Source organism: Pseudomonas sp. JQ170C, assembly GCF_035581345.1.
Classification (GTDB): domain Bacteria; phylum Pseudomonadota; class Gammaproteobacteria; order Pseudomonadales; family Pseudomonadaceae; genus Aquipseudomonas.
The window spans coordinates 57,921-83,185 of the sequence record NZ_CP141608.1; the positions used below are offsets into that span (position 1 = coordinate 57,921).

Sequence of the window (25,265 nt, forward strand, 5' to 3'; positions counted from 1 at the left end):
GGGGGATGCATCGATGACCTTAAGTATAGCGATTGACCATGGGGTGACCGGGTGAAGCCATTTCGCCCGGGCTGGGTGCCGACCCTGGTGGTGCTGATGCTGCTGCCCGGCCTGATCGCCTTGGGCTGCTGGCAATTGGGGCGCGCCGAGCAAAAACGCGCCCTGCTCGCCAGCTATGCCGAGCGCCAGGCCAGTGAGCCGCTGGGCGTAGCACAGCTGTCGCAGTTACCAGACCCGGCGTATCGCCGGGTGCATTTGTTTGGCCATTTCGATCCCCAACATAGCTTGCTGCTCGATAACCGCATGCGTGAGGGCAAGGTCGGCGTCGAGCTGCTGCAACCTTTTCTCGATCAGGCCAGTGGCCTGTGGCTGCTGGTCAACCGCGGCTGGCTGCCCTGGCCGGATCGGCGCAATCCCGTGCAGTTCAATACGCCAGAGCAGACACTGAGCCTGGACGCCTGGGTGTATGTGGCGCCCGGCGCCACCTTTCAACTGCACGCCGACCCTGAAGGCGGCACCTGGCCGCGGTTGCTGACAGCCATCGACGCCGGGCACCTCTGGTCGCAGTTGTCTCGCGAAGGTTTTGTCCATGAACTGCGCCTGGAACCGGGCCCGGCCAGCTACCGGCTGGACTGGCCGGTAGTCGCCATGGGCCCGGAAAAACACCTGGGCTACGCCGTGCAGTGGTTTGCCCTGGCGCTGGCACTGGTGCTGCTTTACCTCTACTTCGGCTGGCATAAAAACAAGGAGAAACAGCATGGGAGTCGTCACGAGTCCACTCAACATGTCTGAAGGCAAGACGCCGTCAGGGCGCGCCCGCGGGCGCCTGCAACTGGTGCTGATCCTGCTGGTGGTGATCGGCCCGATGCTGCTGGCGACCGGCATGTACAAGTTCCAGTTCTGGGTGCCGGACAGTCGCAGCTACCACGGGGAGATGATCGGCAACGGCCAGAACCGCGCCGACTTGGGTGTGAGCGCCGACGAGCAGCGCTGGCAGTTGCTGGTCAGTGCGCCCAAAGACTGCGGCCTGGACTGCCAGCAACTGGTGTACCTGGCGCGGCAGATCCAGATCGGACTGGGCCGTGATGCCAGCCGTGCCAGCCACGCCCTGGCCACTGCGCAACCGGTGAATGCCGACTATCAAGCCCGCCTTGAGCGTGAATACCCGCAGTTGCAGCGTTATCCGCTGGACCTGGGCAAATACGACGCGGCGAGCCAGGGCAAGCAGGATGCCCAACTGTGGATCGTCGATCCCCACGGCAACCTGGTGCTGCGCTACGACGCCAGGGTCAAGGGCAAGGACTTGCTCAATGACCTGCGCCATCTGCTGAAACTGTCCAATATCGGGTAGGACTTCACCATGGCCAGACCTGGATTTCGCCTCGCTGTGTTCGCCACCTTGCTGGCACTGGTGGTCGTCCTGCTCGGTGCCTACACCCGCCTCACCCATGCCGGCCTGGGTTGCCCCGACTGGCCCGGGTGCTACGGCTTTATCAGCGTACCCAAGACCGAGGCGCAGCTTGCCCATGCCGAGTTGCACTTCCCGGACACGCCGGTGGAAGCCCACAAGGGTCGTAACGAGATGGTCCACCGCTACTTCGCCGGCACCCTGGCGCTGGTGATTACCCTGCTCGCCTGGCAAGCCTGGCGTCGCCATGGGCGAGACGGCCAACCTTATCGCCTGCCCCTGATGCTGCTTGGCGTGGTGTTCACCCAGGCGGCCTTCGGCATGTGGACGGTGACGCTCAAGCTGTGGCCGCAGGTGGTCACTGCACATCTGTTAGGGGGCTTTGCCACCTTGAGCCTGCTGTTCTTGTTGAGCGTGCGCCTGTCGCGGGCATTTCCGCCCTTGCCCCGGCTGCCCTTGAGTGTACGGCGCATTGCGGCCCTGGCCTTGCTGGTGGTGATCGGGCAGATCGCCCTGGGCGGTTGGGTGAGCGCCAACTACGCGGCCGTGGCCTGTATCGACCTGCCCACCTGCCATGGCCAGTGGTGGCCCGAGGCCGATTTCGCCAACGGATTCCATCTGACCCAGCACATCGGCCCCAACTACCTGGGCGGGCAACTGGACAGCGATGCACGCACCGCCATTCATATCAGCCATCGCCTGGGTGCGCTGATGGTCACCGGTGTGCTGTTGCTGCTGAGCTGGAAACTGCACCGCCACGGCCTGAGCAAATTGGCGCGGCTGGTGCTGCTGGCGCTGGCCGTGCAGATCGGCCTGGGCATCAGCAATGTGCTGTTCCACCTGCCGCTGGCGGTCGCCGTGGCCCATAACGCCGGGGGCGCCATGCTGTTGCTGTGCATGGTGCTGGTCAATTACCGCATTCGCGTGGTGGCCAGGGCCAAGGCGCGACGGGTCAGCCAGGGCTGGCGCCTGACACCGCTCAGCACGGGCGGTGCAGGTCATTATCTGGGAGATAACGCATGGCGACGCTTCTGAGTGAGCGCAGGCTGCAGGCGGGCTGGCGCGACTACCTGGAGCTGACCAAGCCCAAGGTGGTGGTACTGATGTTGATCACCTCGCTGGTGGGCATGTTCCTCGCCACCCGCGCCGGCGTGCCGTGGACGGTATTGCTGTTCGGCAACCTGGGCATCGCCTGCTGCGCGGGCGCGGCGGCGGCGGTCAATCATGTGGTCGACCGGCGCATTGATGCATTGATGGCCCGCACCCATAAAAGGCCCCTGGCCGAAGGGCGGGTAGCGCCCGCTGCGGCGTTGATCTTTGCCTTGTTGCTGGCGCTGTCGGGCATGGCCTTGTTGCTGGTGTTCACCAACGCCCTCACCGCCTGGCTGACGCTGGCCTCGTTGTTGGGTTATGCGGTGATCTACACCGGCTTTCTAAAACGTGCCACGCCCCAGAACATCGTCATTGGCGGTCTGGCCGGTGCGGCGCCGCCACTGTTGGGCTGGGTGGCGATCAGCGGGCACATCAGTGCCGAGCCATTGCTGCTGGTGCTGATCATCTTTGCCTGGACACCGCCGCACTTCTGGGCCCTGGCCATCCACCGTAAGGAAGAGTACGCCAAGGCGGATATCCCGATGCTGCCGGTGACCCATGGCGAGCACTACACCAAGGTGCATATCCTGCTGTACACCCTGGTGCTGCTGGCGGTCAGCCTGCTGCCCTTCGTCATTCACATGAGCGGGTTGCTGTACCTGGCCTGCGCCGTGGTGCTGGGCGCGCGCTTCCTGCAATGGGCCTGGGTGTTGTACCGTGGCAGTCGGCCGCACGCGGCGATCAAGACCTTCAAGTACTCTATCTGGTACCTGTTCCTGTTGTTCATCGCGCTGCTTGTAGACCACTACCTACTGTTGAACCTATGACTCGAACCCAGAAAACCGTCTTCATCCTCGTTGCCCTGGTCGCCGTGATCCTCGGGCTTACCGTCAACAAGGTGCTCAATGGCCGCAGCGAGGGCAACCCTACCGAACTGATCGACGCGGGCATCATTCTGCTGCCGCAAAGCCGCACCGTGCCGAGCCTGGAAATGACCGACGAGAAAGGTCAGGCCGTGGCGGTGGATGAGCTCAAGGACAAGTGGTCGCTGCTGTTCTTTGGCTACACCTTCTGCCCGGACATCTGCCCGACCACCCTCGCCCAGTTGCGCCAGGTGAAAAGTGAATTGCCCAAAGAGGCTGCCGATCGGTTGCAGGTCATTCTGGTCAGCGTTGACCCCAACCGCGACACACCGGCGCAGTTGCAGCAGTACCTGGGCTATTTCGACAAGGATTTCCGTGGGCTGACCGGCTCACTGGAGAACATTCAGAAGTTGGCCAACGCGGTGAGCATCCCGTTCATTCCGGCCGATACCAGCAAGCCGAACTATACGGTTGACCACAGTGGCAACCTGGCGGTCATCGGACCGGACGGCAAGCAGCGCGGGTTCATTCGTGCGCCCTTCAACAACCAGAAGCTGGTTGCTCAGTTGCCAGGGTTGGTGAAGCGGGACTAAAAGCATCGCGGGGCAAGCCCGCTCCTACGCGGTAGGAGCGGGCTTGCCCCGCGATCGGTTCGGGATCAGAACGCCGGCTTGACCGCGCCTTTGTACTTCTCTTCGATGAACTTCTTCACTTCCGGGGTGTGCAGGGCTGCGACCAGCTTCTTCACTGCCTCGGCATCCTTGTTGTCTTCCCGGGTTACCAGAATGTTCACGTAAGGCGAGTCGCTGCCTTCGATGACCAGTGCGTCCTTCTCAGGGCTCAGCTTGGCTTCCAGCGCGTAGTTGGTGTTGATCAGCGCCAGGTCGACCTGGGTCAGCACACGCGGGATGGTCGCCGCTTCCAGTTCACGGAACTTGAGGTTCTTGCTGTTCTCGGTGATGTCTTTGACGGTGGACAGAATGTTGGTGTTGTCCTTGAGCTTGATCACACCGGACTTGTCCAGCAGCAGCAGGGCACGGCCGCCGTTGGTGGCATCGTTGGGAATGACCACGGTGGCGGTCGACGGCAGCTCGTCGAGCTTCTTGTACTTGCTGGAGTAGGCGCCCAGAGGCTCCAGATGCACGCCGGCAACGCTGACCAGGTGGGTACCCTTGGCCTTGTTGAACTCATCCAGGTACGGCTGGTGCTGGAAGAAGTTGGCGTCCAGGCGCTTTTCGGCAACCTGTACGTTCGGCTGGATGTAGTCGGTGAACACTTTCACCTTCAGGTCCACGCCTTCTTTGGCCAGGGCTGGTTTGACGAACTCGAGGATCTCGGCGTGCGGCACCGGGGTGGCGGCCACGGTCAGGGTCTCGGCCTGGGCCGAGAAGGCCGCGACGGCGGCAACAACAGCAAGCAGCTTTTTCATCAAATCACTCCTTGTGAGGGCCGGTCCGGCCCCCGGTGCGTCGGCGTCGCCGACCCATGGGGTTACTTACGGGAAAAATGCACAACCAGTTTGTCGCCCACGCTCTGCAGTACTTGAACCAGGATCAGCAGCAGGACCACGGTGACAATCATGACGTCGGTCTGGAAACGTTGGTATCCAAAGCGAATCGCCAGGTCGCCCAGGCCGCCCGCGCCCACCACACCGGCCATGGCGGTGTAGGACACCAGGGTAATGGCGGTAACGGTGATGGCCGCGAAGATACCCGGACGGGCTTCTGGCAACAGGGCATTCATGATGATCTGGCGAGTGGTGGCGCCCATCGACTGGGTTGCCTCGATGATGCCGCGGTCGACCTCGCGCAGGGCGGTTTCCACCAGGCGGGCAAAGAACGGCGTAGCACCGACCACCAGCGGCGGGATAGCCCCGGCGACACCTAGCGAGGTGCCGGTGATCAGCACCGTGAACGGGATCATCACGATCAGCAGGATGATGAACGGCAGCGAGCGCAGGATGTTGACCACCAGCGACAGCAACGCATACACGCCCTTCTGCTCGAACAACTGGCGCGGGCCACAGAGGAACAGCAGCACGCCCAGAGGCAGGCCCAGCAGCACGGTGAAGAACAGCGAGCCGAACAGCATGATCATGGTATCGACGGTGGCCAGCCAGATTTCGGCCCAGTCGACGTTGGCAAAGAAACTCAGGAATTCCATTAACGCAGTACCTCCATATGAACATCAGCCGCTGTGAAGCGGGCGAATGCCGCTTCCATGTCGCCGCCGGTGACGGCCAGGGTCAGCTGCCCATAAGGGGTATCTTTGATGCGGTCGATGCGGCCTGCGAGGATGCTGTAGTCCACACCGGTTTCCCGGGCCACGGTGCCCAGCAGCGGCGCGTAGGTAGCGTCGCCCTGGAAGGTCAGGCGGATGATCCGGCCTGGCACGTGGGCGAAGTCGTCGCGCTGTTCGGCTTCGTCGACCTGCTCGTCTTCCTGGACGAAACGCTTGGTGGTCGGGTGCTGCGGGTGCAGGAACACATCGGCGACCGGGCCCTGCTCGACGATCTTCCCGGCGTCCATGACCGCCACGCAGTCGCAGACCCGGCGGATCACGTCCATTTCATGGGTGATCAGCACGATGGTCAGTTTCAGCTCGCGGTTGATCTCGGCCAGCAATTGCAGCACCGAGGCCGTGGTTTGCGGGTCGAGCGCACTGGTGGCCTCGTCGCACAGCAGGATCTTCGGCTTGGTAGCCAGGGCGCGGGCGATGCCGACGCGCTGCTTCTGGCCGCCGGACAACTGCGCCGGGTACTTTTTGGCATGGTCCGCCAGGCCGACACGGGCCAGCAATTCGCTGACGCGGGCGTCGATGTCCTTGCGCGACAGCTCGCCGGCCAGGATCAGTGGCAGCGCGACGTTGTCGGCGACGGTCTTGGAGGCCAGCAGGTTGAAGTGCTGGAAGATCATCCCGACTTGCTGGCGGAAGCGACGCAGGTCGTTGGCGTTGAAGGCGGTGACGTCTTCACCGTCGACAATGATCTTGCCGCCGCTTGGTGCTTCCAGGCGGTTGATCAGGCGCAGCAGGGTACTTTTACCGGCACCGGAATGGCCGATCAGTCCGAACACCTGGCCGTCTTCGACACTCAGGTTGGTCGGGTGCAGCGCGGGGATGTCCCTACCGGCGACGCGGTAGGTTTTATGTACATTTTGAAACTCGATCACGTAGCGAACCTTGTGGGGCGCATGGAAATTTGGTCAGCGGTTAGCCGGGCGCGCATTTTAGCCTGTTCGTATAGAGGTTCTTAGCATTTATTTCGTAAGAGACCAATGCTACGGGAATAACGCGATCAGTGGTCAATCCGAATGAACGCTCGCCGCGCCCGGCCAGTCACTACTGAAAGGGCCCGCCGTGGGGTCGAACCGAGACTGATCGAGGAGAGCGTTCCAATGCCCAGCAAGAAGAATCCGCCCAAGGAAAGTCAACTGGCCGGCACCCAGACCCCGGACCGGGCCAACACCAATGCCAAGCTGCAGAGCCTGGAAGCCTTTCGCAGCGACGCCACCGGCCAGGGCTTGCGCACCAATCAGGGAGTGAAGGTTGCCGACAACCAGAACACCCTGAAGGCCGGAGACCGCGGCCCATCGCTGCTGGAAGACTTCATCATGCGTGAGAAGATCACGCACTTCGACCACGAGCGTATTCCCGAGCGCATCGTCCATGCCCGGGGAAGCGGCGCTCATGGCTACTTCCAGGCCTACCAGTCCCATGCCGCGCTGACCAAGGCCGGGTTCCTGCAGGACCCCGAGAAAATCACCCCGGTGTTCGTGCGGTTCTCCACCGTCCAGGGCCCACGCGGCTCCGGCGATACCGTACGAGACGTACGTGGTTTTGCCGTCAAGTTCTTCACCGAGGAAGGCAACTTCGACCTGGTGGGCAACAACATGCCGGTGTTTTTCATCCAGGACGCGATCAAGTTCCCGGACTTCGTCCATGCGGTAAAACCCGAGCCCCACAACGAAATGCCTACGGGCGGCTCGGCCCATGACACGTTCTGGGACTTTGTCTCGCTGGTGCCGGAGTCGGCGCACATGGTGATCTGGGCGATGTCCGACCGGGCCATCCCGAAAAGCCTGCGCACCATGCAGGGCTTTGGCGTGCACACCTTCCGCATGATCAATGCCAAGGGCGAGTCGCACTTCGTCAAGTTTCACTGGAAGCCCGTGGCGGGTGTCTGTTCGCTGCTCTGGGATGAAGCGCAGAAGCTGGCCGGCAAGGACACTGACTATCACCGCCGAGACCTTTGGGAAGCGATTGAAACCGGCAATTACCCGGAATGGGAGTTCGGCGTGCAGATCGTTCCGGAGGCGGACGAGCACACATTCGACTTCGACCTGCTCGACCCGACCAAGATCATCCCCGAAGAGCTGGTGCCGGTGACGCCCCTGGGCAAGATGGTGCTCAACCGCAACCCCGACAACTTTTTCGCCGAAACCGAACAGGTCGCCTTCTGCCCCGGGCACATCGTCCCCGGTATCGACTTTTCCAACGATCCGCTGTTGCAGGGCCGGCTGTTCTCCTACACCGATACCCAGATCAGCCGCCTGGGCGGGCCCAACTTCCACGAAATCCCGATCAACCGCCCGCTGGCGCCCAATCACAACGGCCAGCGCGACGCGCAGCACCGGGTGACGCTGGACAAGGGGCGCGCTTCGTATGAACCCAATTCGATTGATGGCGGTTGGCCGCAGGAAACGCCGCCGGCGGCCAGCGACGGTGGCTTCGAGTCGTACCCTGAGCGGATCGAGGCCCACAAGGTGCGGCAGCGCAGCCCCTCGTTCGCCGACCACTTCTCTCAAGCGCGGTTGTTCTTCAACAGCATGAGCAAGACTGAGCAGGAGCACATCATCAGTGCCTACAGCTTCGAGCTGGGCAAGGTGGAGCGTGAGCACATCCGTGCACGGGAAGTGAACGAGATCCTTGCCAATATCGACCTGACGCTGGCCAAGCGGGTGGCCGAGAATCTCGGGCTGCCCGCGCCGAAGAAAGGCACCGTGCAAGTGCCTGAGACCCAGTTGAAGAAATCCCCTGCCCTGAGTCAGTTGAACCTGCTGGGCAAGGGCATCAGGGGGCGCAAGGTGGCGGTGCTGGTGGCCGACGGGGTGGATGGCGACAGTGTCGATGCGCTGGTCAAGGCGCTGGAAGCCGAAAGTGCCCAGATCAAGCTGCTTGGCCCGACCTCGGCTGCGGTCAAGACCGCCCAGGGGCAAGCGCTGGCGGTGGATGCCTCGATGGAGGGGCTGCCGTCGGTGGCATTCGATGCGCTGTGGGTGCCGGCCGGCAAGGCGTCGTTGCAGGCGCTGTCGGGCAACGGCGTGGCGCTGCACTTCCTGCTCGAAGCCTACAAGCACCTCAAACCGATGGGGTTGGCCAAAGAGGCCCAGGAATTGCTCGACACCTTGGGATTGAAAACCGATAGCGGCTTGCTGTTGGGCGACGACCCGAGTACCTACCAGGCGTTCATCAAGGCCATCAGCAAGCATCGGGTGTGGGAGCGGGAGGCTGCAGCCCAGGCGATTCCGGCCTAGGGCGGGATAAGGGTGCCCGTGCGGGCACCCGTTCACTTATGGACGGCGGGGTACCAGAACCGCCTGGGCAGGCTGGTCGCGGTGGATCTCGTGGGACTGCTTCAGGGCAAACCCGCTGTCGAGCTTGCTCACGCGCTTGCTCAGCAGGGTCTTGAGCCACGGTGCGTCATCCTTTCGCGGCACCTGGAACACCACGTCGCACTGATAATTCACCACGTCGGCGGCGATGTCATCGAGTTGCTTGCGCATCTGCGCAATGTTGCGCGTTTTAAGCGCGACGACCGTGCTCGGTGCGGTTGGGTCGATGACCCGGGCCTTGGGCCGGGCTTCGGCAGCCTTGAGGGCCGCTTCGGCCTTTTCCAGTTCCGCCTTGCGGGCCTGGGCAATGGCACCGTTGACCCCGCCGGTGAGCGCTGGGGCTTTGGGCATAAGCGCCCGGGCACGGCTCAAGGCCGTGGCGGCTGCATTGACATCACCCTTCTGCAGAACGATCTGGCTGCGTTGCAGATAGGCTTCGGCCAACTGGCGCTGGTATTGCTCGACACGGCTGTCGTTGGGCGACTGGGCCTGCAGCGCGGCCAACTGATCTTCAGCGGTGGCCAGCTCGCTGCTGGCAATGCTTTGCTCCAACTGCTGCCAGGCATCGGCCTGAACAGGGGCTGCGGCGTTGTCGGCCGGGGTGCTGGAGCACGCAGCCAGGATCAGGGAAAACGCGGCAAGGAGCAGATAACGGGAGGCGAACGGCTTCATTCCTGCGACTCTCTATTTGCGCAAAAAGCGAGCAAGTCTACACCCAGTCTGCAGACTCGAAAATAATTCTTGAGGCCCTGCATGATTTAGAGGCTACAGGGTGCAACCGCCGGGGCTGCACCCTGCGGGTCAGCGCCGGGGCCAGGCCAGGCTCAGCAAGAATAGCACTGCTGCACAGACCACGATCGAAGGTCCGGCCGGGGTGTCCTTGAACCAGGACAGCGCCAGGCCTGCACACACCGCGGTCACCCCCAGCAGGCTGGCGCCCAGGGCCATTTGCTCGGGCGAGCGGGCGTGACGCTGGGCCGCAGCAGCCGGGATGATCAGCAGCGAAGTGATCAGCAGCACACCGACGATCTTCATCGCCACGGCGATCACCACAGCAATCAACAGCATCAGTGCCAGGCGCAGCGCCGCCACCGGCAGGCCTTCGACCATGGCCAGCTCTTCGTGCACGGTGACCGCCAGCAGCGGCCGCCACAGCGCCACCAGCAACAGCAGCACCGCGGCGCTGCCACCCAGGATCCAGGCCAGGTCGCCCGGACTGATCGCCAGCAGGTCACCGAACAGGTAGGCCATCAGGTCAATGCGCACATCGTGCATGAAGCTCAGTACCACCAGGCCCAGCGACAGGGTGCTCGGGGCGAGAATCCCCAGCAGGGTGTCGGAAGCCAGCGGTTGGCGTTGTTGCAGGGTCACCAGCAGGATCGCCAGCAGCAGGCAGCCGACCGTGACCGCCAGCGCCGGGCTGATATCCAGCACAAAGCCCAGGGCTACGCCCAGCAGTGCGGCGTGAGACAGGGTGTCGCCAAAATAGGCCATGCGCCGCCAGACCACGAAGGAGCCCAGGGGACCAGCAACCACGGCAAGGGCCAGGCCTGCGAGCAGGGCATAAAGCAGAAAATCAGCCATGCTTGCAGTGTTCTCCGTGTACGTGCCCGCCTTGGGCCGGGGTAACCACCGACCCATGCAGGTCGTGGTCGTGGTCGTGATGGTGATGGTAGATCGCAAGGCTTGGCGCATTGCTGCCGAACAGCTCGACAAAGGCCGGGTCACCGCTGACCTGTTCCGGGTGCCCAGAGCAGCAGACGTGGCGGTTCAGGCAGACCACCTGGTCGGTGGTGCTCATGACCAGGTGCAGGTCATGGGACACCATCAGCACGCCGCAGCCATGGCGGTCGCGCAGACGGGTAATCAGGCTGTACAGCTCGGCCTGGCCGGCCACATCGACACCTTGCACCGGTTCGTCGAGCACCAGCAGTTCAGGTTCGCGCAGCAGGGCGCGGGCCAGCAGCACGCGCTGCATTTCACCACCGGAAATCGTCTGGATCGGGCTGTCGATCACTTGCTCGGCGCCGACCTCATTGAGTGCCGACAGCGCTGCGGCCCGATCGACACCCGGTACCAGGCGCAAAAAGCGCAGTACCGACAGTGGCAGGGTCGCATCCACTTGCAGTTTTTGCGGCATGTAGCCGATGCGCAGACGCGGTTTGCGCCAGACTTTGCCGGTATGCGGCTTGAGCAGGCCGAGTACGGCGCGCACCAGGGTAGTCTTGCCGGCGCCGTTAGGACCGATCAGGGTAACGATTTGCCCGGGCTCCACTGCCAGGTCGATGCTGTCGAGCACCGCCTGGCCGGAGAAGGCCACGCCAACCTGTTCAAGGCGAATCAACGCATTGTTCATCAGGCGCTCCGGCAGTTGCCGCACAGGCCGACGACTTCGACGGTCTGCGTCTCGACGCTGAAGCCGACATCCTTGGCGCTGGCAACAATGGCGTCGCTGATGCTGGTTTGCTCAAGCTCGATCGCCACATGGCACGCGCGGCAGATCAGGAACTGGCCCTGGTGGGCATGTTCCGGGTGGCTGCAGCCCATGAAGGCGTTGAGCGATGCGATACGGTGCACCAGGCTGTTTTCCAGGAGGAAATCCAGGGCGCGGTAGACCGTCGGCGGCGCTGCCCGGCGACCGTCCTGCTCGCTCAGTACGGCGAGGATGTCGTAGGCGCCCAGTGGCTTGTGGCTCTGCCAGACCAGCTCCAGCACACGGCGGCGCAAGGCAGTCAGGCGCAGGCCCTGGCGCGCGCACAGGGCATCGGCCTCGGCCAGGGCGCTGTGGACGCAATGGGAGTGGTCGTGGGGGCGGTTGGCCAGCGGGGTTTTAGGCATGGGCGGCGACGGTTCTGATTAGAGACGTTATTATGTTACCTGTTCCTGCCCCTTTGAGTGGTCATCGTGTCCCGATTTTTTGCCCTATTTGTCGCTTTTATCGCCACCCTGGTGATGGCCCAGGCACAGGCCGAAGTCCGTGTCCTGACCAGCATCAAGCCGCTGCAACAGATCGCTGCGGCGGTTCAGGATGGCGTAGGCAGCCCTGAAGTGCTGCTCCCGCCGGGGGCGTCCCCGCACCATTATGCGCTGCGTCCTTCCGACGTACGGCGGGTCAATGATTTCGATCTGCTGTATTGGATCGGGCCGGACATGGAAGGATTCCTGCCACGGGTGCTCAAGGGCCGCAGCAAGCCGAGCATTGCCGTGCAGGGCCTGCCGGGCTTGCAGTTGCGTCACTTCGGTGAAGACAGCCACTCCCACGATCACGACGACGATGCCGACGAGCATGATCACGATCACCGCCCTGGCAGCCTGGATGCTCACCTGTGGCTGTCGTCGGTCAATGCCCGGGTGATCGCCGCGAAGATGGCCAGCGACCTGAGCGCTGCCGATCCTGCCAATGCGGCCCGCTACCAGAGCAACCTGAAGGCCTTCGGCGAGCGTCTGGATGCCCTGGATGCGCGCTTGAAGAAGCGCCTGGCCGGTATCAGTGGCAAGCCCTACTTCGTGTTCCACGAGGCTTTCGATTACTTTGAATCGGCCTACGGCTTGAAGCACACGGGCGTTTTCAGCGTGGCGGCTGAAGTGCAGCCGGGTGCCCAGCATGTGGCGGCCATGCGCAAGCGCCTGCAGGAGGTGGGCAAGACCTGTGTGTTCAGCGAGCCGCCGCTGCGCCCGCGGTTGGCCGAGACGTTGACGGCCGGGTTGCCGGTTACCTTGGCTGAGCTGGATGCGTTGGGCGGGATGGCACCGGTCAGTGCGCAGGGGTATGAGCAGTTGCTGGAGAAGCTGGGGAACGATTTGGCGGGGTGTCTGGAGAAGCTCTAGCGCCTTGATCGCGAGGCAAGCCCGCTCCTACAACATTGGTAGGAGCGGGCTTGCCCCGCGCTGGTTTTACAAGGCGAACGGCAAAGCAGTCTCTACGTGCTGGCGTGCTGCCAGGCGCACTTCAAAATCGGCCGGATCGTGGATCAGCACGTCCATTCCGGCGAACGACTCCGCCGCAATCAGACGCGACAGCCAGAACCGCACGCAGGCAATGCGCAACATCACTGGCCACAGATGGGCCTCGGCCGAGGTGAACGGCCGCAGCGCAGCATAAGCCCCCAGCAGCGCCCGAGCCCGTGGGCCGTCGATCTTCCCGGCATTGTCGCAGCACCAGTCGTTGAGGGTGATGGCCAGGTCATAGAGCATTGGCCCGGAGCAGGCGTTGTAGAAGTCGATCAAGCCGGTCAGGTGGGTGCCTTCAAACAGCACGTTGTCGCGGAACAGGTCGGCGTGCAGGTTGGCACGCGGCAGGGCCATGATCTGCGCCTTGTGTTCCTCGATTTCGCCCAGGCAAGCCTGCAGCAGCTGGCGTTGCTCCGGGTTCAGGCGCGGCATCAGCTCGGCGCCGGTCTCCAGCATCCAGTCCAGGCCACGGTCGGTCTTGCGCTCCAGCACCTTGTCGCGGGTGGCCAGGTGCAGATGGCCGAGCAGTTCGCCGATCTGTACACAGTGCTGGTTGTTGACGACCTTGATGTGCTTGCCCGGCAGGCGTGGTTGCAGCAGCGCCGGTTTGCCGGCCAGCTCGCGCAAGGCCACGCCGTCGTTGCCACGCAAGGCATAGGGCACCGGCAGGTCTGCTTCATGCAGCACGTCGAGCAGTTCGATGAAGAACGGCAGGTCCTGGATCGGCCCGCGCTCGACCAGCGTCAGCACGAACTCACCCTGTTCGAGGCTGACGAAAAAATTGCTGTTCTCGGTTCCGGCGGCAATGCCCTGGAAGTCCCGCAGGCGACCCAGGCCGTACGGCGCCAGAAAGGTTTCCAGCTCAGGCCGGGTCAGGGGGGTGAAGACTGACATGATCAAAAATTGCCCATACGGGCACTTCTGCAGGGAAGTGCCAGGTTGATATTAGGGGTACGCGTTACCACTCGAAGATTTTCCACGAGGGAATCAGCATGTCCGGCTGGTCGGAGCGAATGAAGTTGCCCTCCGAACCATCGGCGCGTACCAGGAAGTAAGGTTTGCCGCCTTTCGGCGTGACCTTGATGGCATACAGAAAACCATTCTGGCGGTATTCCTGAATGGTCTTATCGCCTTCCGTGCGAATGGTTACATCTGGATCGGCCGTTGGCGCGTCATCCGCAGCCAGTGTGACGACTGGCGTGACCGCCAACAGGCCGAGCAGCAACAGGCGATTTAGTGTACGCATGATAACCTTGTCCCTTTGTCGTCAATGTTCCGGACATTCTAGCGCCGGGCCCGTCGAAAAGGTTGATTCTGCACATGAGCCAAGCTCCCCTCGTCCTGGTGGACGGTTCCTCATACCTCTACCGTGCCTTTCACGCGCTGCCGCCGCTGACCACTTCCAAGGGCATGCCGACCGGTGCGGTCAAAGGCGTGCTGAACATGCTCAAGAGCCTGCGCAAGCAATACCCGGACAGCCTGTTCGCCGTGGTGTTCGACGCCAAAGGCGGCACGTTCCGCGATGAGATGTTCGCCGAGTACAAGGCCAACCGCCCGAGCATGCCCGATGACCTGCGGGTGCAGATCGAACCACTGCATGCCAGCGTTCGTGCCCTGGGCTACCCGCTGCTGTGCGTCGAAGGTGTCGAAGCCGACGATGTGATCGGCACTCTGGCCCGCAGCAGTGCCGCTGCTGGACGCCCGGTGATCATCTCCACGGGTGATAAAGACATGGCCCAGCTGGTCGACGGCCACATTACCCTGGTCAACACCATGACCGGCACTGTGCTGGACGTGCCTGGCGTGCATGAGAAATTCGGTGTCGGTCCTGAGCACATCATCGATTTTCTCGCCTTGATGGGCGATAAGGTCGACAACATTCCGGGCGTACCGGGGGTGGGCGAGAAGACCGCGGTGGGCCTGCTGACCGGCATCGGTGGCGGTCTGCGTGACCTCTATGAAAACCTCGACAAGGTGCCGGGGCTGGCCATTCGTGGCGCCAAGACGCTGCCGGCCAAGCTTGAAGAGCACCGCGATGCGGCCTTCCTCTCCTACGAGCTGGCAACCATCAAGATCGACGTGCCACTGGACGTGGAAGTCGACGCGCTGGTGTGCGGTGAGCCGGACCGTGAGGCACTGCTCGAGCTGTACTCGGAAATGGAGTTCAAGAGCTGGATCGATGAAGTCCAGCGCGAGGCGAAACGCGCAGGCCAGGAGATCGTCGCCGATGAGCCTGAGCCTGTCGTCGAAGCCCGGTATGAGACCATCCTCGATCAGGCGCGTTTTGATGCGTGGCTGGAAAGGCTGCGCCAGGCGCCGCTGTTCGCCTTCGACACCGAGACCACCGGGCTGGATGCGCAACAGGCGCAGTTGGTCGGTCTGTCGTTCGCTGTGCAGGCCCATGAAGCCGCCTACGTACCGCTGACCCATTCCTACATGGGCGTGCCCGAGCAGCTGGACCGCGACAGCGTGTTGCTGGCGCTCAAGCCGCTGCTGGAGGACCCGACCAAACTCAAGGTCGGGCAAAACGCCAAGTACGACATGAACATCCTGGCCAACTGCGCCATCGGCGGCGATATCGCCAACGGCATTCTGATGCAGGGTGTGGCCTACGACACCATGCTCGAGTCCTACGTACTCGACTCCACGGCCACCCGTCACGACATGGACAGCTTGGCGCTCAAGTACCTGAACCACACCACCATCGGTTTCCAGGACATTGCCGGCAAGGGCGCCAAGCAGTTGACCTTCGACCAGATCCCTCTGGAACAGGCCGGCCCGTACGCTGCCGAAGACGCCGACGTGACCCTGCGCCTGCATCAGGTCCTGCAGCAGAAGCTGGCCAAGGTACCGAGTGTGCTGCCGGTGCTGACCGACATCGAAATGCCGCTGGTGCCGGTGCTGGCCAAGATCGAACGCCAGGGGGCGCTGGTGGATGACAAGCTGCTGGGCATTCAGAGCGTGGAGCTGGGCGACAAGCTGGTTGAGCTGGAGCGCGAGGCGTTCGAGATCGCCGGTGAAGAGTTCAACCTGGGGTCGCCCAAGCAGCTCGGCGTGATCCTTTACGACAAGCTCGGCATGCCAGTGCTGAGCAAGACCGCCAAAGGCCAGGCCTCGACCGCTGAAGCGGTGTTGGCAGAGCTTGCCGAGATGGACTTCCCGCTGCCCAAGGTGCTGATGCAGTACCGCTCCTTGAGCAAGCTGAAAAGTACCTACACCGACCGCTTGCCCGAGCAGATCAATCCGCGCACCGGGCGTATCCATACCTCTTATCAACAGGCGGTGGCCGCAACGGGCCGTTTGTCGTCCAGCGACCCGAACCTGCAGAACATCCCTATCCGTACCGCCGAAGGCCGGCGTATCCGCCAGGCGTTCGTTGCCGCGCCGGGCTACAAGCTGCTGGCGGCGGACTACTCGCAGATCGAGCTGCGCATCATGGCCCACCTGGCCAAGGACGAAGGTTTGCTGCATGCCTTCCGCAACGACCTGGACGTACACCGCGCCACGGCGGCCGAGGTGTTTGGTGTTGAGCTTGCCGATGTCACTTCCGACCAGCGGCGCAGCGCAAAGGCGATCAACTTCGGTCTGATCTATGGCATGAGTGCCTTTGGTCTGGCCAAGCAGATTGGTGTCGATCGCAAACAGTCCCAGGCTTACATCGACCGCTACTTCGCCCGTTACCCAGGCGTGCTGGCCTATATGGAGCGCACGCGTGCGCAGGCTGCCGAGCAAGGTTTCGTCGAGACGCTGTTCGGTCGTCGTCTGTACCTGCCGGAGATCAACGCCAAGAACCCGGCCCTGCGCAAAGGCGCCGAGCGTACGGCGATCAACGCGCCGATGCAGGGCACCGCAGCCGATATCATCAAGCGCGCCATGGTGGCCGTGGATAACTGGCTCACCGAGTCAGGTCTTGATGCCCGGGTGATCCTGCAGGTGCACGACGAACTGGTGCTCGAGGTGCGTGAAGACCTCATCGATCAGGTACGCGAACAGATACGTCCGCACATGAGCAATGCCGCTCAACTGGATGTTCCGTTGCTGGTTGAGGTCGGAGTGGGGGCAAACTGGGACGAAGCGCACTAAAAACGCGGCGAAAATCGGAGAAAAGCTGCGGCATATCGTCGCGGCTTTTTAGGGTTTATGACCCGGCAGGGAGAGAAATTTCTCTCTTATCGCAAATAGTTTTTAAACGTCCGGAACTAAACCGGTGAACTGCGACTCAGAGTAACTGAATGGCTGGTGAAGCCCTTCGATGCTCCTATGTTGTGTTAAGTGTTGGCAGATATCTGGACCCCGCCCTAGCGGTCCGGAACTTGAACCCCGAACTTCCCCCTCCCCATACGAAGTCCGGGGTTTTTTTTGCCCGGCGTTTACCGGGCAGCCCTTATTCTGCGGGCTTGTCGGCCAGTTCCATCCACTTGGCCAGCACGCCGTAGGCTTCTTCCAGGCCCTGGCGCTTGGGCGCCGAGAATAGCTGGATGGTCACGGCCTCACCCCAACCCTTGCGGATTTCCGACTGCACCTTGAGCAGGGTGTTCTTGGCTGCGCCGAAGGTCAGCTTGTCGGCCTTGGTCAGCAGGATATGCATCGGCATGCCGGCAGCCTGGGACCAATCGAGCATCATCTTGTCGAAGTCGGTCATCGGGTGGCGCACGTCCATCATCAGGATCAGGCCCTTCAGGCACTCGCGGCTGCCCAGGTAGGCCTCCAGGTGCTTCTGCCAGTGTTGCTTGAGCGGAATCGGCACTTTTGCATAACCGTAACCCGGCAAGTCGACCAAACGCCGTTCATCGTCCAGACTGAAGAAGTTCAACAGCTGGGTGCGCCCTGGGGTTTTCGAGGTGCGCGCCAGGCTGGCGTGGGTCAGGGTATTCAGGGCGCTGGACTTACCGGCGTTGGAGCGGCCGGCGAAGGCCACTTCATAGCCCTGGTCATCCGGGCATTGGTCGACCTTGGCAGCGCTGAGGGCGAATTTGGCCTGTTGGCAGAGACCGAGGATGGGGTTTTTGACTTGCATGGGATATCCGGTGTGGGTGTTGCCAGAGGCTGGCTCGGCAAGCGGTGTCGTTTCCGTTTCAGTAACGGGAGTATATAATGCCCCAGATTTTGTGTGCGCATTATCCCAGCGTAGGAGGATGTGCACGGGGGCTTCGGATTCAAGCTTGCGCATTAGAACGCAGTGCAGCCCCCAACCCTGAAAGGTCGTTCGCATGACGAAATGGCTGCTTGTTGTCGGTGTCTTGATACCGTTTTTCAGCGCTCAGGCTACACAGGATCCCGAGGCGTTGTACAACCGCAGTTGTGCGGCTTGTCACGCCGGGCAGCTGCCACAGGCACCGAAGGTGGGTGACCGTGGAGCCTGGGAGCCAAGACTGGCGCAGGGTATGGAGGTACTGGTGGTGCATGTCACCCAGGGTTTCAAGGCTATGCCGCCGCGTGGATTGTGCATGGACTGCAGTGCCGAGGACTACCAGGCGATCATCCAGTGGATGAGCCAGCGTCCCGATACATAACTCTTTCACCCTTAGCCGTAGTTGGATTAGCTGATGAACAAACTACTCGTGAGTCTGCTGTTGACCTTGGGCATCACCGGTGTCGCCAATGCCGCAGAGCCTATCAAAGGGGATGCCGCTGCTGGTCAGGCCAAAACTGCTGTATGTGGCGCCTGCCACAATCCGGACGGCAATAGCCTGGCGCCGAACTTCCCTAAACTTGCAGGCCAGGGTGAAAAGTACCTGGAAAAACAATTGCACGACATCAAGTCGGGCAAGCGCACCGTGCTGGAAATGACCGGCATGCTGGCCGCCTTCAGCGACCAGGACCTGGCCGACATCGCCGCCTATTTCTCCAGCCAGAAAGGCAGCGTGGGTGCGGCTGATCCGAAGCTGGTCGAGCGTGGCCGCGCACTGTTCAACGGCGGCGACGTCGAAAAAGGCCTGCCATCGTGCACCGGCTGTCACTCGCCTAACGGCGCAGGCATTGCCCTGGCCGGCTTCCCGCACCTGGGTGGCCAGCACGCCAGCTATGTCGCCAAGCAACTGACCGACTTCCGCGAAGGCAACCGCACCAACGATGGCGACGCCACCACCATGCGGACCATTGCCTCCAAGTTGAGCAACAAGGACATCGAAGCGCTGTCCAGCTACATCCAGGGTCTGCACTGATCCGCGCAGTAACGTTAACGCAGGGTTAATACTGCGGCGTGAAGATGAAAAGGGTGGCTTTGGCCGCCCTTTTTTGTGCCCGCTGCCGTTACACTAACGAACTCGGGCCCGCCTCGACCTGTCTTAAGACAGGTCGCGTCGAGGCGACCAAATTGACTGCTCAGGAGTGAAGCATGCGTAATCTGATTCTCAGCGCCACGCTGGTCGCCGCCAGCGTATTCGGTATCACTGCCCAGGCCGCAGAGCCTATCGAAGCCGGCAAGCAGTACATCGAGCTGAGCAACCCGGTACCGGTGTCGGTGCCTGGCAAGATCGAAGTGGTCGAGCTGTTCTGGTATGGCTGCCCGCACTGCTACAGCTTTGAGCCGGTTGTGAATCCGTGGGCCGAGAAGCTGCCCGCCGACGTCAACTTCAAGCGCATTCCGGCCATGTTCGGTGGCCCATGGGATGCCCACGGCCAGATGTTCCTGACCCTCGAGGCGATGGGTGTCGAGCATGACGTGCACGCCGCCGTTTTCGATGCCATCCAGAATCAGCGCAAGCAACTGACCAAGCCTGAAGACATGGCCGCCTTCCTCGCCACCCAAGGCGTCGACAAGGACAAGTTCCTCGCGACCTTCAACTCCTTTGCCATCAAAGGCCAGGTGCAGAAAGCCAAGGAACTGGCCAAGAAGTACGAAATCACCGGCGTTCCGAGCATGGTCGTCAACGGCAAGTACCGCTTTGACCTGGGCACAGCCCAAGGCCCACAAGGCGTGCTGAATGTCGCCGACCAACTGATTGCCAAGGAGCGCGCCGCCAAGTAAGCGGCGACTACCATGCGCCGGTGGAGAACTGAGCGAGGCGTTGGCTTGCACGATCCGCGAGTCAACGAACATCACCTGCAGGCCAACGGCCTGCCAGAGGATGGCCGGCTGCGGCTGCTCAGTTTCAATATCCAGGTCGGCATCAGCACCGAGCGTTACCGGCACTACCTGACCAAGAGCTGGCAGCACCTGCTGCCGCACAATGGGCGTGCCGGCAACTTGCAGAAAATCGGCGAGCTGTTGGGCGACTTCGACCTGGTGGCGCTGCAGGAAGCCGATGGTGGCAGCCTGCGTTCCGGGTACGTCAATCAGGTCGAACACCTGGCCCAACTGGGTGCCTTCCCCTACTGGTACCAGCAGCTCAATCGCAACCTCGGGCGATTTGCCCAGCACAGCAACGGCGTCCTCAGCCGACTCAAACCCCAACTACTCGAAGATCACCCCCTGCCCGGCCCGGCCGGTCGCGGTGCGATCCTGGTGCGGTTTGGCGAAGGCGAAGATGCGCTGGTAGTCGTCATGATGCACCTGGCCCTGGGGTCCAAGACCCGTGCCCTGCAGTTGGCCTACATCCGTGAGTTAATCGGCGGCTATCGCCATCAGGTGCTGATGGGCGACATGAATACCCACGCCAACGACCTGCTCCAGCACTCGCCACTGCGCGACCTGGGCCTGGTCGCTCCCCAGGTGCAAGCCACCTTCCCCAGCTGGCGGCCGCAGCGCTGCCTTGATCATATTCTGCTCAGCCCGAGCCTGACCCTGGAACGGGTCGAGGTGCTGGCCCAGCCCATTTCCGATCATCTTCCGGTCGCGGTTGAGATTCGTTTGCCTGATGCCCTCGCTGTGGATACGCTGCCCGCTTTGAGCTAATTGCCATCACCCCTCTGCGGACCCAGGCATGACCGACGAAGCCCAGCGCTGGAAAGAAAAGTACCTCAAGAGTATCGAACAGCAAGAAAAGCTCGAGCGCCGTTGGGAAGCCCGTCTCGACCTCTTGCGCCGTGGCCTGGTGCGCAGCACCCTGGCCGCTGAAGGCAGCGACCGCGCGGTAGACCAGTGCATGAAGGAAATGCGCGAGGTCATTCGCACCGACAACATGGACGCGGCCCTGGCCGGCCTGATCCCGCGGCTGGAAAAAGCCGTGCTCGATTCCGAGCAGCGCCGCGAAACCCGAATCGCCCAGGTCGGCACTGCACTCATGGCACTGGTGACCCAGTTGCAGCGCATGCCCTTGCCCAATGAGGTCAGCCGCGCGCTGAAGAAGTTCGCCAAGCAAGTCGAGGTCCGCGCCAGCCAGTCGCGTGAAATGCCTTTGCTGTTGGGCGAGTTGAGCAGCTTGCAGGATCAGGCACTCGCTGCCCTGGATCGGCCGGAAGAAGCGCCGCGTCCAGGCTTGTTGCAGCGGTTGTTTGGTGCCCGCGAAGCAGAAGCTGAAATGCTGCAACCGGCGATGGCCGGGTCAGTACCTGAGACCATCGTCCATCCCGCATCGACGCTGCAGGCTCAGGGTGATGCCGAACTCAGGGCCGCCACTGCCGACGTAGATGCGCTGCAACCCCTGGAGCCACTGCATGAGGCGACTGCGGAGCCGCTGAGTGAGCCGCAGCTGGTCCCCGACCTTGAGCCAGTACCGCCTCTGCCCGAGCCCGATCCAGTCGCAGTCGTGGATGCAGCGCCGGCAGTGCCCGAACACGACCTGCACGCACAACCAGACACTCAGCCCGACAGCCTCGAACCCGAGGAGGTTGCGGATCACTTCGAGCTGCCTGACGGTACCGAGCCCACCTACAGCTCGGTCGCCACGCACATTGAGGAAACACTGCTCGGCCTGCTCGACGACCTGACCTTGCCCGAACGCTACAAGGCACAGGCGCAATCCTTGCGCGAACGCCTGGAGCACGGGTTGAACTGGTACGAACTGTTGCCGGTGCTCGATGACCTGGCAGTGCTGATGCTGGCCATCAACGACAGCGGCCAGCACGAATTTGAACGTTACCTGCAGCAACTCAACGAACGCCTCGAATCGTTCCAGAGCCATTTGCACGAAGCCAGCGAAGGCCATGCCGACAACACCTGCGCCGCCCGCGACCTGGATAACCAATTGCGCGAGCAGGTCGATGGCCTGCAAAGCAGCGTGCAAGGTGCTGCCGACCTGGACAGCCTCAAGCACGTCCTGGAAAGCCGTCTTGAAGGTTTGCTTGGCACCATGGATGCCCACAGGCACCAACGCGATCAGCGTGAGCAGGAAATGGCCAGCCGCCTGCACGGCCTGGCCGAGCGCGTGGCGAGCATGGAGCAGGAAGCCATGGGCTATCGCGAACACCTGGAAGAGCAGCGGCAAAAAGCCTTGATCGACCCCCTGACCGGCCTGCCCAACCGCGCGGCCTGGTCCGAGCAGGTCGATCAGGAGGTTGCGCATTGGCAGGAACAGGGTGGGCACCTGCTGATGGCCATTCTCGACCTGGACCATTTCAAGCGAATCAACGACAGCTATGGCCACCTAGCCGGCGACAAGGTGCTCAAGATTGTTGCCAATGTACTGCGCAAGCGCCTTCGCCCCAGGGATTTCATCGCCCGCTTCGGCGGCGAGGAATTCGTGATGCTGGTGCCGCAGACAACCCTGGCGGCGGGCTGCCAGCTGGCCGAAGCCCTGCGCGCGGCGATAGAAGCCTGTCCATTCCACTTCAAGGGCGAGCGCGTCACCATCACGCTGTCGATCGGCATCAGTGCTTTCCGTTCGGGCGAGCGCAGCGACATCGTGCTCAAGCGCGCCGACGAAGCGCTGTACCGGGCGAAACATCTGGGTCGAAACCGAGTCGAACAGGGATAAGTGGCATCAGCGCGGATACGTTATGCTATTGCATTGCAGATCATCACATGTGCCCTTCTCCATGAAAGCCTTTATTACCGTGCTCCTGCTGCTGACCCTGGCAGGTTGCAGCAGTGGCCTGCGGATCGACCGTAGTCACCCTTCGGCCAACCAGGACGGACGCATACAGTTCGTCGTGCTGCACTACACCAACGCTAACCTGGAGCGTTCCCTGCAACTGCTGACCCACGGCGAGGTCAGCAGTCACTACCTGGTGGGTGATTCGCCGGCGACCATTTATCAGTTGGTCGATGAAAACCGCCGTGCCTGGCATGCCGGCGATAGCCAATGGGACGGGCGAACCTGGCTCAATTCCAGCTCGATCGGCATCGAGATCGTCAACCCAGGCTTCACTGACACGCCGACCGGACGCGTCTGGCATCCGTACACCGAGGAGCAGATCCAGGCCCTGATCGCCTTGCTCAAGGACATCGTCCAACGCAACAACATCCAGCCCCGCTACATCATTGGCCACAGCGATATTGCCCCGCTGCGTAAGCTCGACCCCGGTCCGTTGTTCCCCTGGAAGCGCCTGGCGGATGCGGGTCTGGGCGTTTGGCCCGATGCCCGGGCAGTGGCCCAGCAGCAAGCCCGCTTCAGCGTCAACCTGCCCAGCATCACCTGGTATCAGCAGCAATTGGCCCGCTTCGGCTATGCCATCGAGCAGACCGGCGTGTACGACGTCAGCACCAAGCATGTGCTGGCAGCGTTCCAGATGCGCTTTCGTCCCCAGCGTTTTGACGGGGTGCCAGACGCCCAAACAGCGGCCATGTTGCAGGTGCTCAACAACCGTCGATGAAAGGCGCCGCCCAACGGACAGGCTGACTTGATCGCCAGTTGCTATACCTCTTGGTATTCAACGGGATGATTCTTGATGTCAGCCGCTCTGTCCATGCTGCGCCATTTGTTCTACCGCCCCTGGTTACTGGCCTCACTCGCGGCTTCGGCCAGCGCAATCCTGTTGCTTATTGCCAGCGTCGGCGTGGCCATGCATCAGATGCAGCAGAGCGAAAGTGAGCAGATGAACGCCAGGGGCGAGCGATTTCTCGAGCGCCTCGAGCAGGTTTTCGGACAACTGCGCGAAGGGGTCGACGAGCTGCAGGCCCAACCTGTACGCGGCTGTGATGCCCCGATGCTACGGACGCTGCAGGAGATCGCGTTCCGCTATCGCTTTGTCTACGAAGCCGCCTATGTGGATGGCACGGTTGCCTGCTCCAACCGCATTGGTGAGCGCATCATCAATCCGCTGCGCCCACCGGACATCCAGGGCCCGACCTACAGCTACTGGCTCAACACCACTACCGAACCCGACGATAACCTTGCCGCGTTGATGCTCGGGCGTGGCAGGTTCCTGGTCGCGACGTCCCGCGGCCATATCACCGATGTGGTCGATTTGCCGCCGGAGGGCAGCCTCCTTGTTGTGCTGGACAACGGTACGCGGGCAGTCCCGGTGCTGGGCCCGCCGCAGGCCTGGCCACCGTCCGCGCATTGGCCACCCACATCCAAGGAAGCACTGCTGGAGCTACCCGATCGGCTGATCTACCGCATGCCGACCAAATCGCCGGACTATCAACTGGTGCTGATCGCGCCACGGGCCAGCATGCCGCTGAAAATGAACGGGGTGCTTTGGCTGTTGTTCCCCGGCAGCCTGGTATTGGCCTGGTGTATCGGCTGGCTGGTGCTGCAGATGGTCCGCCAGCGCCGCTCCATGAGCTCCGAACTGCAGATGGCCTTGCGCCGGGGCGAGCTGCAGGTGCTGTATCAACCCATTTTCGAGCTCAACAGTCGTCGCTGTGTGGGGGCGGAAGCCTTGGTGCGCTGGCGCCGGCCGGATGGCACCCTGACCAGTCCCGATTTGTTCATCCCTTTGGCGGAGAACACTGGCCAGATCCGGCAGATCACCGATTTTGTCCTGCAACGCGTGCTGGAGCAGCTCGGTCACCTGCTGCGCTCCAACCGACAGCTCTATATCTCGGTCAACCTGGCAGCATGCGATGTGATGGTGCCCAGGATTGGTCGGGTCGCGGCACGATTACTGGCCTTGCACCATGTTTCCGCCAGTCAGATCGCCTTCGAGGTGACTGAGCGCGGCCTGATCGACGTGGTGGTTGCCCGTGACAACCTGCAAGCCCTGCGGGCGGTGGGCCACCAGGTGCTGATCGACGATTTCGGCACCGGCTACTGCAGCCTGGCGTACTTGCAGACGCTGCCGGTGGACTGTTTGAAGATCGACAAGGCGTTCATCGACGCCCTGGGGCATGACGCCGCCAGCAGCGGCGTGGCGCCGCACATCATTCGCATGGCTCATGCCCTGCAGCTGAGGGTGATTGCCGAAGGCATCGAGTATGAAGACCAGGCCCTGCTGCTCAATAGCGAGGGGGTCAACTATGGCCAAGGCTGGCTGTTTGCCCATCCGCTCAGTGCCCGTCAGTTCGTGGAGCTGATCACCCGGGGCCGACGCATGGCGCCGCGGCGCATCGATGACGAGGCCTGAGGCCCGTCG

Annotated in this window: 25 protein-coding genes; 15 read left to right on the forward strand and 10 right to left on the reverse strand. The window is 62.4% G+C overall.

The window, feature by feature from the left end; genetic code table 11:
• Window positions 1-51: 51 nt before the first annotated feature.
• From U9R80_RS00295 to U9R80_RS00315, 5 genes are read left to right on the forward strand one after another with little or no spacing between them, the layout of a single operon-like run.
• Window positions 52-792, forward strand: a complete 741-nt coding sequence (locus tag U9R80_RS00295) for an SURF1 family protein (RefSeq protein ID WP_301839084.1) — start codon at window positions 52-54, stop codon at window positions 790-792.
• Entirely contained in the window at window positions 758-1,351 is a 594-nt protein-coding gene (locus tag U9R80_RS00300) for a hypothetical protein (protein WP_301839085.1), read from the forward strand. Before U9R80_RS00295 ends, U9R80_RS00300 begins: the two co-directional genes overlap by 35 nt.
• A 9-nt stretch (window positions 1,352-1,360) precedes the next feature.
• On the forward strand, window positions 1,361-2,443 hold the full coding sequence (locus U9R80_RS00305; RefSeq protein WP_301839086.1) for a COX15/CtaA family protein: 1,083 nt from the start codon (window positions 1,361-1,363) through the stop codon (window positions 2,441-2,443).
• On the forward strand, window positions 2,428-3,327 hold the full coding sequence (cyoE, locus tag U9R80_RS00310; RefSeq protein ID WP_301839087.1) for a heme o synthase: 900 nt from the start codon (window positions 2,428-2,430) through the stop codon (window positions 3,325-3,327). Before U9R80_RS00305 ends, cyoE begins: the two co-directional genes overlap by 16 nt.
• Window positions 3,324-3,956 (forward strand): SCO family protein, encoded by a 633-nt coding sequence (locus U9R80_RS00315; RefSeq protein WP_301839090.1) that lies wholly within the window; start codon window positions 3,324-3,326, stop codon window positions 3,954-3,956. The genes cyoE and U9R80_RS00315 overlap by 4 nt, the downstream gene beginning before the upstream one ends.
• Before the next feature lie 65 nt (window positions 3,957-4,021).
• On the opposite strand, the gene U9R80_RS00320 is transcribed toward U9R80_RS00315, so the two are convergent.
• The 3 genes from U9R80_RS00320 to U9R80_RS00330 all read right to left on the reverse strand — a co-directional run bounded on the left by U9R80_RS00320 (window position 4,022) and on the right by U9R80_RS00330 (window position 6,533).
• Window positions 4,022-4,792, reverse strand: a complete 771-nt coding sequence (locus U9R80_RS00320) for a MetQ/NlpA family ABC transporter substrate-binding protein (RefSeq protein ID WP_301839091.1) — start codon at window positions 4,790-4,792, stop codon at window positions 4,022-4,024.
• 62 nt (window positions 4,793-4,854) lie between these two features.
• Window positions 4,855-5,526 carry a methionine ABC transporter permease gene (locus U9R80_RS00325; RefSeq protein WP_028942636.1) on the reverse strand — a complete coding sequence of 224 codons (672 nt, stop codon included), beginning with the start codon at window positions 5,524-5,526 and terminating at the stop codon, window positions 4,855-4,857.
• A complete protein-coding gene (locus tag U9R80_RS00330) occupies window positions 5,526-6,533 on the reverse strand; it encodes a methionine ABC transporter ATP-binding protein (protein WP_301839094.1) in 1,008 nt (335 codons plus the stop codon). Before U9R80_RS00330 ends, U9R80_RS00325 begins: the two co-directional genes overlap by 1 nt.
• Before the next feature lie 225 nt (window positions 6,534-6,758).
• Here U9R80_RS00330 and katE point away from each other — a divergent pair, with 225 nt between their 5' ends.
• Window positions 6,759-8,897 carry a catalase HPII gene (katE, locus tag U9R80_RS00335; RefSeq protein WP_324804570.1) on the forward strand — a complete coding sequence of 713 codons (2,139 nt, stop codon included), beginning with the start codon at window positions 6,759-6,761 and terminating at the stop codon, window positions 8,895-8,897.
• 36 nt (window positions 8,898-8,933) lie between these two features.
• Here katE and U9R80_RS00340 read toward each other — a convergent pair whose 3' ends face one another.
• The 4 genes from U9R80_RS00340 to zur all read right to left on the reverse strand — a co-directional run bounded on the left by U9R80_RS00340 (window position 8,934) and on the right by zur (window position 11,813).
• Window positions 8,934-9,647, reverse strand: coding sequence for a PA5502 family lipoprotein (locus U9R80_RS00340; protein ID WP_301839097.1), 714 nt, complete (start codon window positions 9,645-9,647; stop codon window positions 8,934-8,936).
• A 129-nt stretch (window positions 9,648-9,776) separates the two neighbouring features.
• Window positions 9,777-10,559, reverse strand: a complete 783-nt coding sequence (gene znuB / locus U9R80_RS00345; protein ID WP_301839100.1) for a zinc ABC transporter permease subunit ZnuB — start codon at window positions 10,557-10,559, stop codon at window positions 9,777-9,779.
• The gene (znuC, locus tag U9R80_RS00350) at window positions 10,552-11,331 is read right to left on the reverse strand and encodes a zinc ABC transporter ATP-binding protein ZnuC (RefSeq protein ID WP_301839102.1); all 780 of its coding nucleotides are present in this window, start codon (window positions 11,329-11,331) and stop codon (window positions 10,552-10,554) included. The genes znuB and znuC overlap by 8 nt, the downstream gene beginning before the upstream one ends.
• Window positions 11,331-11,813, reverse strand: coding sequence for a zinc uptake transcriptional repressor Zur (zur, locus tag U9R80_RS00355; protein ID WP_028942642.1), 483 nt, complete (start codon window positions 11,811-11,813; stop codon window positions 11,331-11,333). The genes znuC and zur overlap by 1 nt, the downstream gene beginning before the upstream one ends.
• A 66-nt stretch (window positions 11,814-11,879) precedes the next feature.
• On the opposite strand from zur, the gene U9R80_RS00360 reads away from it, so the two are divergent.
• Window positions 11,880-12,803, forward strand: coding sequence for a zinc ABC transporter substrate-binding protein (locus tag U9R80_RS00360; RefSeq protein WP_301839104.1), 924 nt, complete (start codon window positions 11,880-11,882; stop codon window positions 12,801-12,803).
• A 66-nt stretch (window positions 12,804-12,869) separates the two neighbouring features.
• Here U9R80_RS00360 and U9R80_RS00365 read toward each other — a convergent pair whose 3' ends face one another.
• Window positions 12,870-13,820, reverse strand: coding sequence for a homoserine kinase (locus U9R80_RS00365; protein WP_301839106.1), 951 nt, complete (start codon window positions 13,818-13,820; stop codon window positions 12,870-12,872).
• A 64-nt stretch (window positions 13,821-13,884) separates the two neighbouring features.
• Complete coding sequence (locus U9R80_RS00370; RefSeq protein WP_301839107.1) at window positions 13,885-14,172, reverse strand: DUF2782 domain-containing protein; 288 nt, start codon at window positions 14,170-14,172, stop codon at window positions 13,885-13,887.
• A 74-nt stretch (window positions 14,173-14,246) separates the two neighbouring features.
• Between U9R80_RS00370 and polA the strand changes: the two genes are divergently transcribed.
• A complete protein-coding gene (gene polA / locus U9R80_RS00375) occupies window positions 14,247-17,009 on the forward strand; it encodes a DNA polymerase I (RefSeq protein WP_301839108.1) in 2,763 nt (920 codons plus the stop codon).
• A 301-nt stretch (window positions 17,010-17,310) separates the two neighbouring features.
• Here polA and yihA read toward each other — a convergent pair whose 3' ends face one another.
• On the reverse strand, window positions 17,311-17,943 hold the full coding sequence (yihA, locus tag U9R80_RS00380; RefSeq protein ID WP_301839109.1) for a ribosome biogenesis GTP-binding protein YihA/YsxC: 633 nt from the start codon (window positions 17,941-17,943) through the stop codon (window positions 17,311-17,313).
• A gap of 193 nt (window positions 17,944-18,136) precedes the next feature.
• Here yihA and U9R80_RS00385 point away from each other — a divergent pair, with 193 nt between their 5' ends.
• The 7 genes from U9R80_RS00385 to U9R80_RS00415 all read left to right on the forward strand — a co-directional run bounded on the left by U9R80_RS00385 (window position 18,137) and on the right by U9R80_RS00415 (window position 25,256).
• On the forward strand, window positions 18,137-18,439 hold the full coding sequence (locus tag U9R80_RS00385; RefSeq protein WP_301839110.1) for a c-type cytochrome: 303 nt from the start codon (window positions 18,137-18,139) through the stop codon (window positions 18,437-18,439).
• 33 nt (window positions 18,440-18,472) lie between these two features.
• Entirely contained in the window at window positions 18,473-19,090 is a 618-nt protein-coding gene (locus U9R80_RS00390; protein ID WP_301839112.1) for a c-type cytochrome, read from the forward strand.
• A gap of 173 nt (window positions 19,091-19,263) precedes the next feature.
• Entirely contained in the window at window positions 19,264-19,896 is a 633-nt protein-coding gene (gene dsbA, locus U9R80_RS00395; RefSeq protein WP_301839113.1) for a thiol:disulfide interchange protein DsbA, read from the forward strand.
• A gap of 12 nt (window positions 19,897-19,908) precedes the next feature.
• Entirely contained in the window at window positions 19,909-20,763 is an 855-nt protein-coding gene (locus U9R80_RS00400; protein WP_301839114.1) for an endonuclease/exonuclease/phosphatase family protein, read from the forward strand.
• A 28-nt stretch (window positions 20,764-20,791) separates the two neighbouring features.
• Window positions 20,792-22,723 carry a GGDEF domain-containing protein gene (locus U9R80_RS00405; RefSeq protein WP_301839115.1) on the forward strand — a complete coding sequence of 644 codons (1,932 nt, stop codon included), beginning with the start codon at window positions 20,792-20,794 and terminating at the stop codon, window positions 22,721-22,723.
• Window positions 22,724-22,784: 61 nt separating this feature from the next.
• Window positions 22,785-23,561, forward strand: coding sequence for an N-acetylmuramoyl-L-alanine amidase (locus U9R80_RS00410; RefSeq protein WP_301839117.1), 777 nt, complete (start codon window positions 22,785-22,787; stop codon window positions 23,559-23,561).
• Between the two features lie 75 nt (window positions 23,562-23,636).
• Window positions 23,637-25,256, forward strand: a complete 1,620-nt coding sequence (locus tag U9R80_RS00415; protein WP_301839118.1) for an EAL domain-containing protein — start codon at window positions 23,637-23,639, stop codon at window positions 25,254-25,256.
• The last annotated feature ends 9 nt before the right edge of the window (window positions 25,257-25,265 follow it).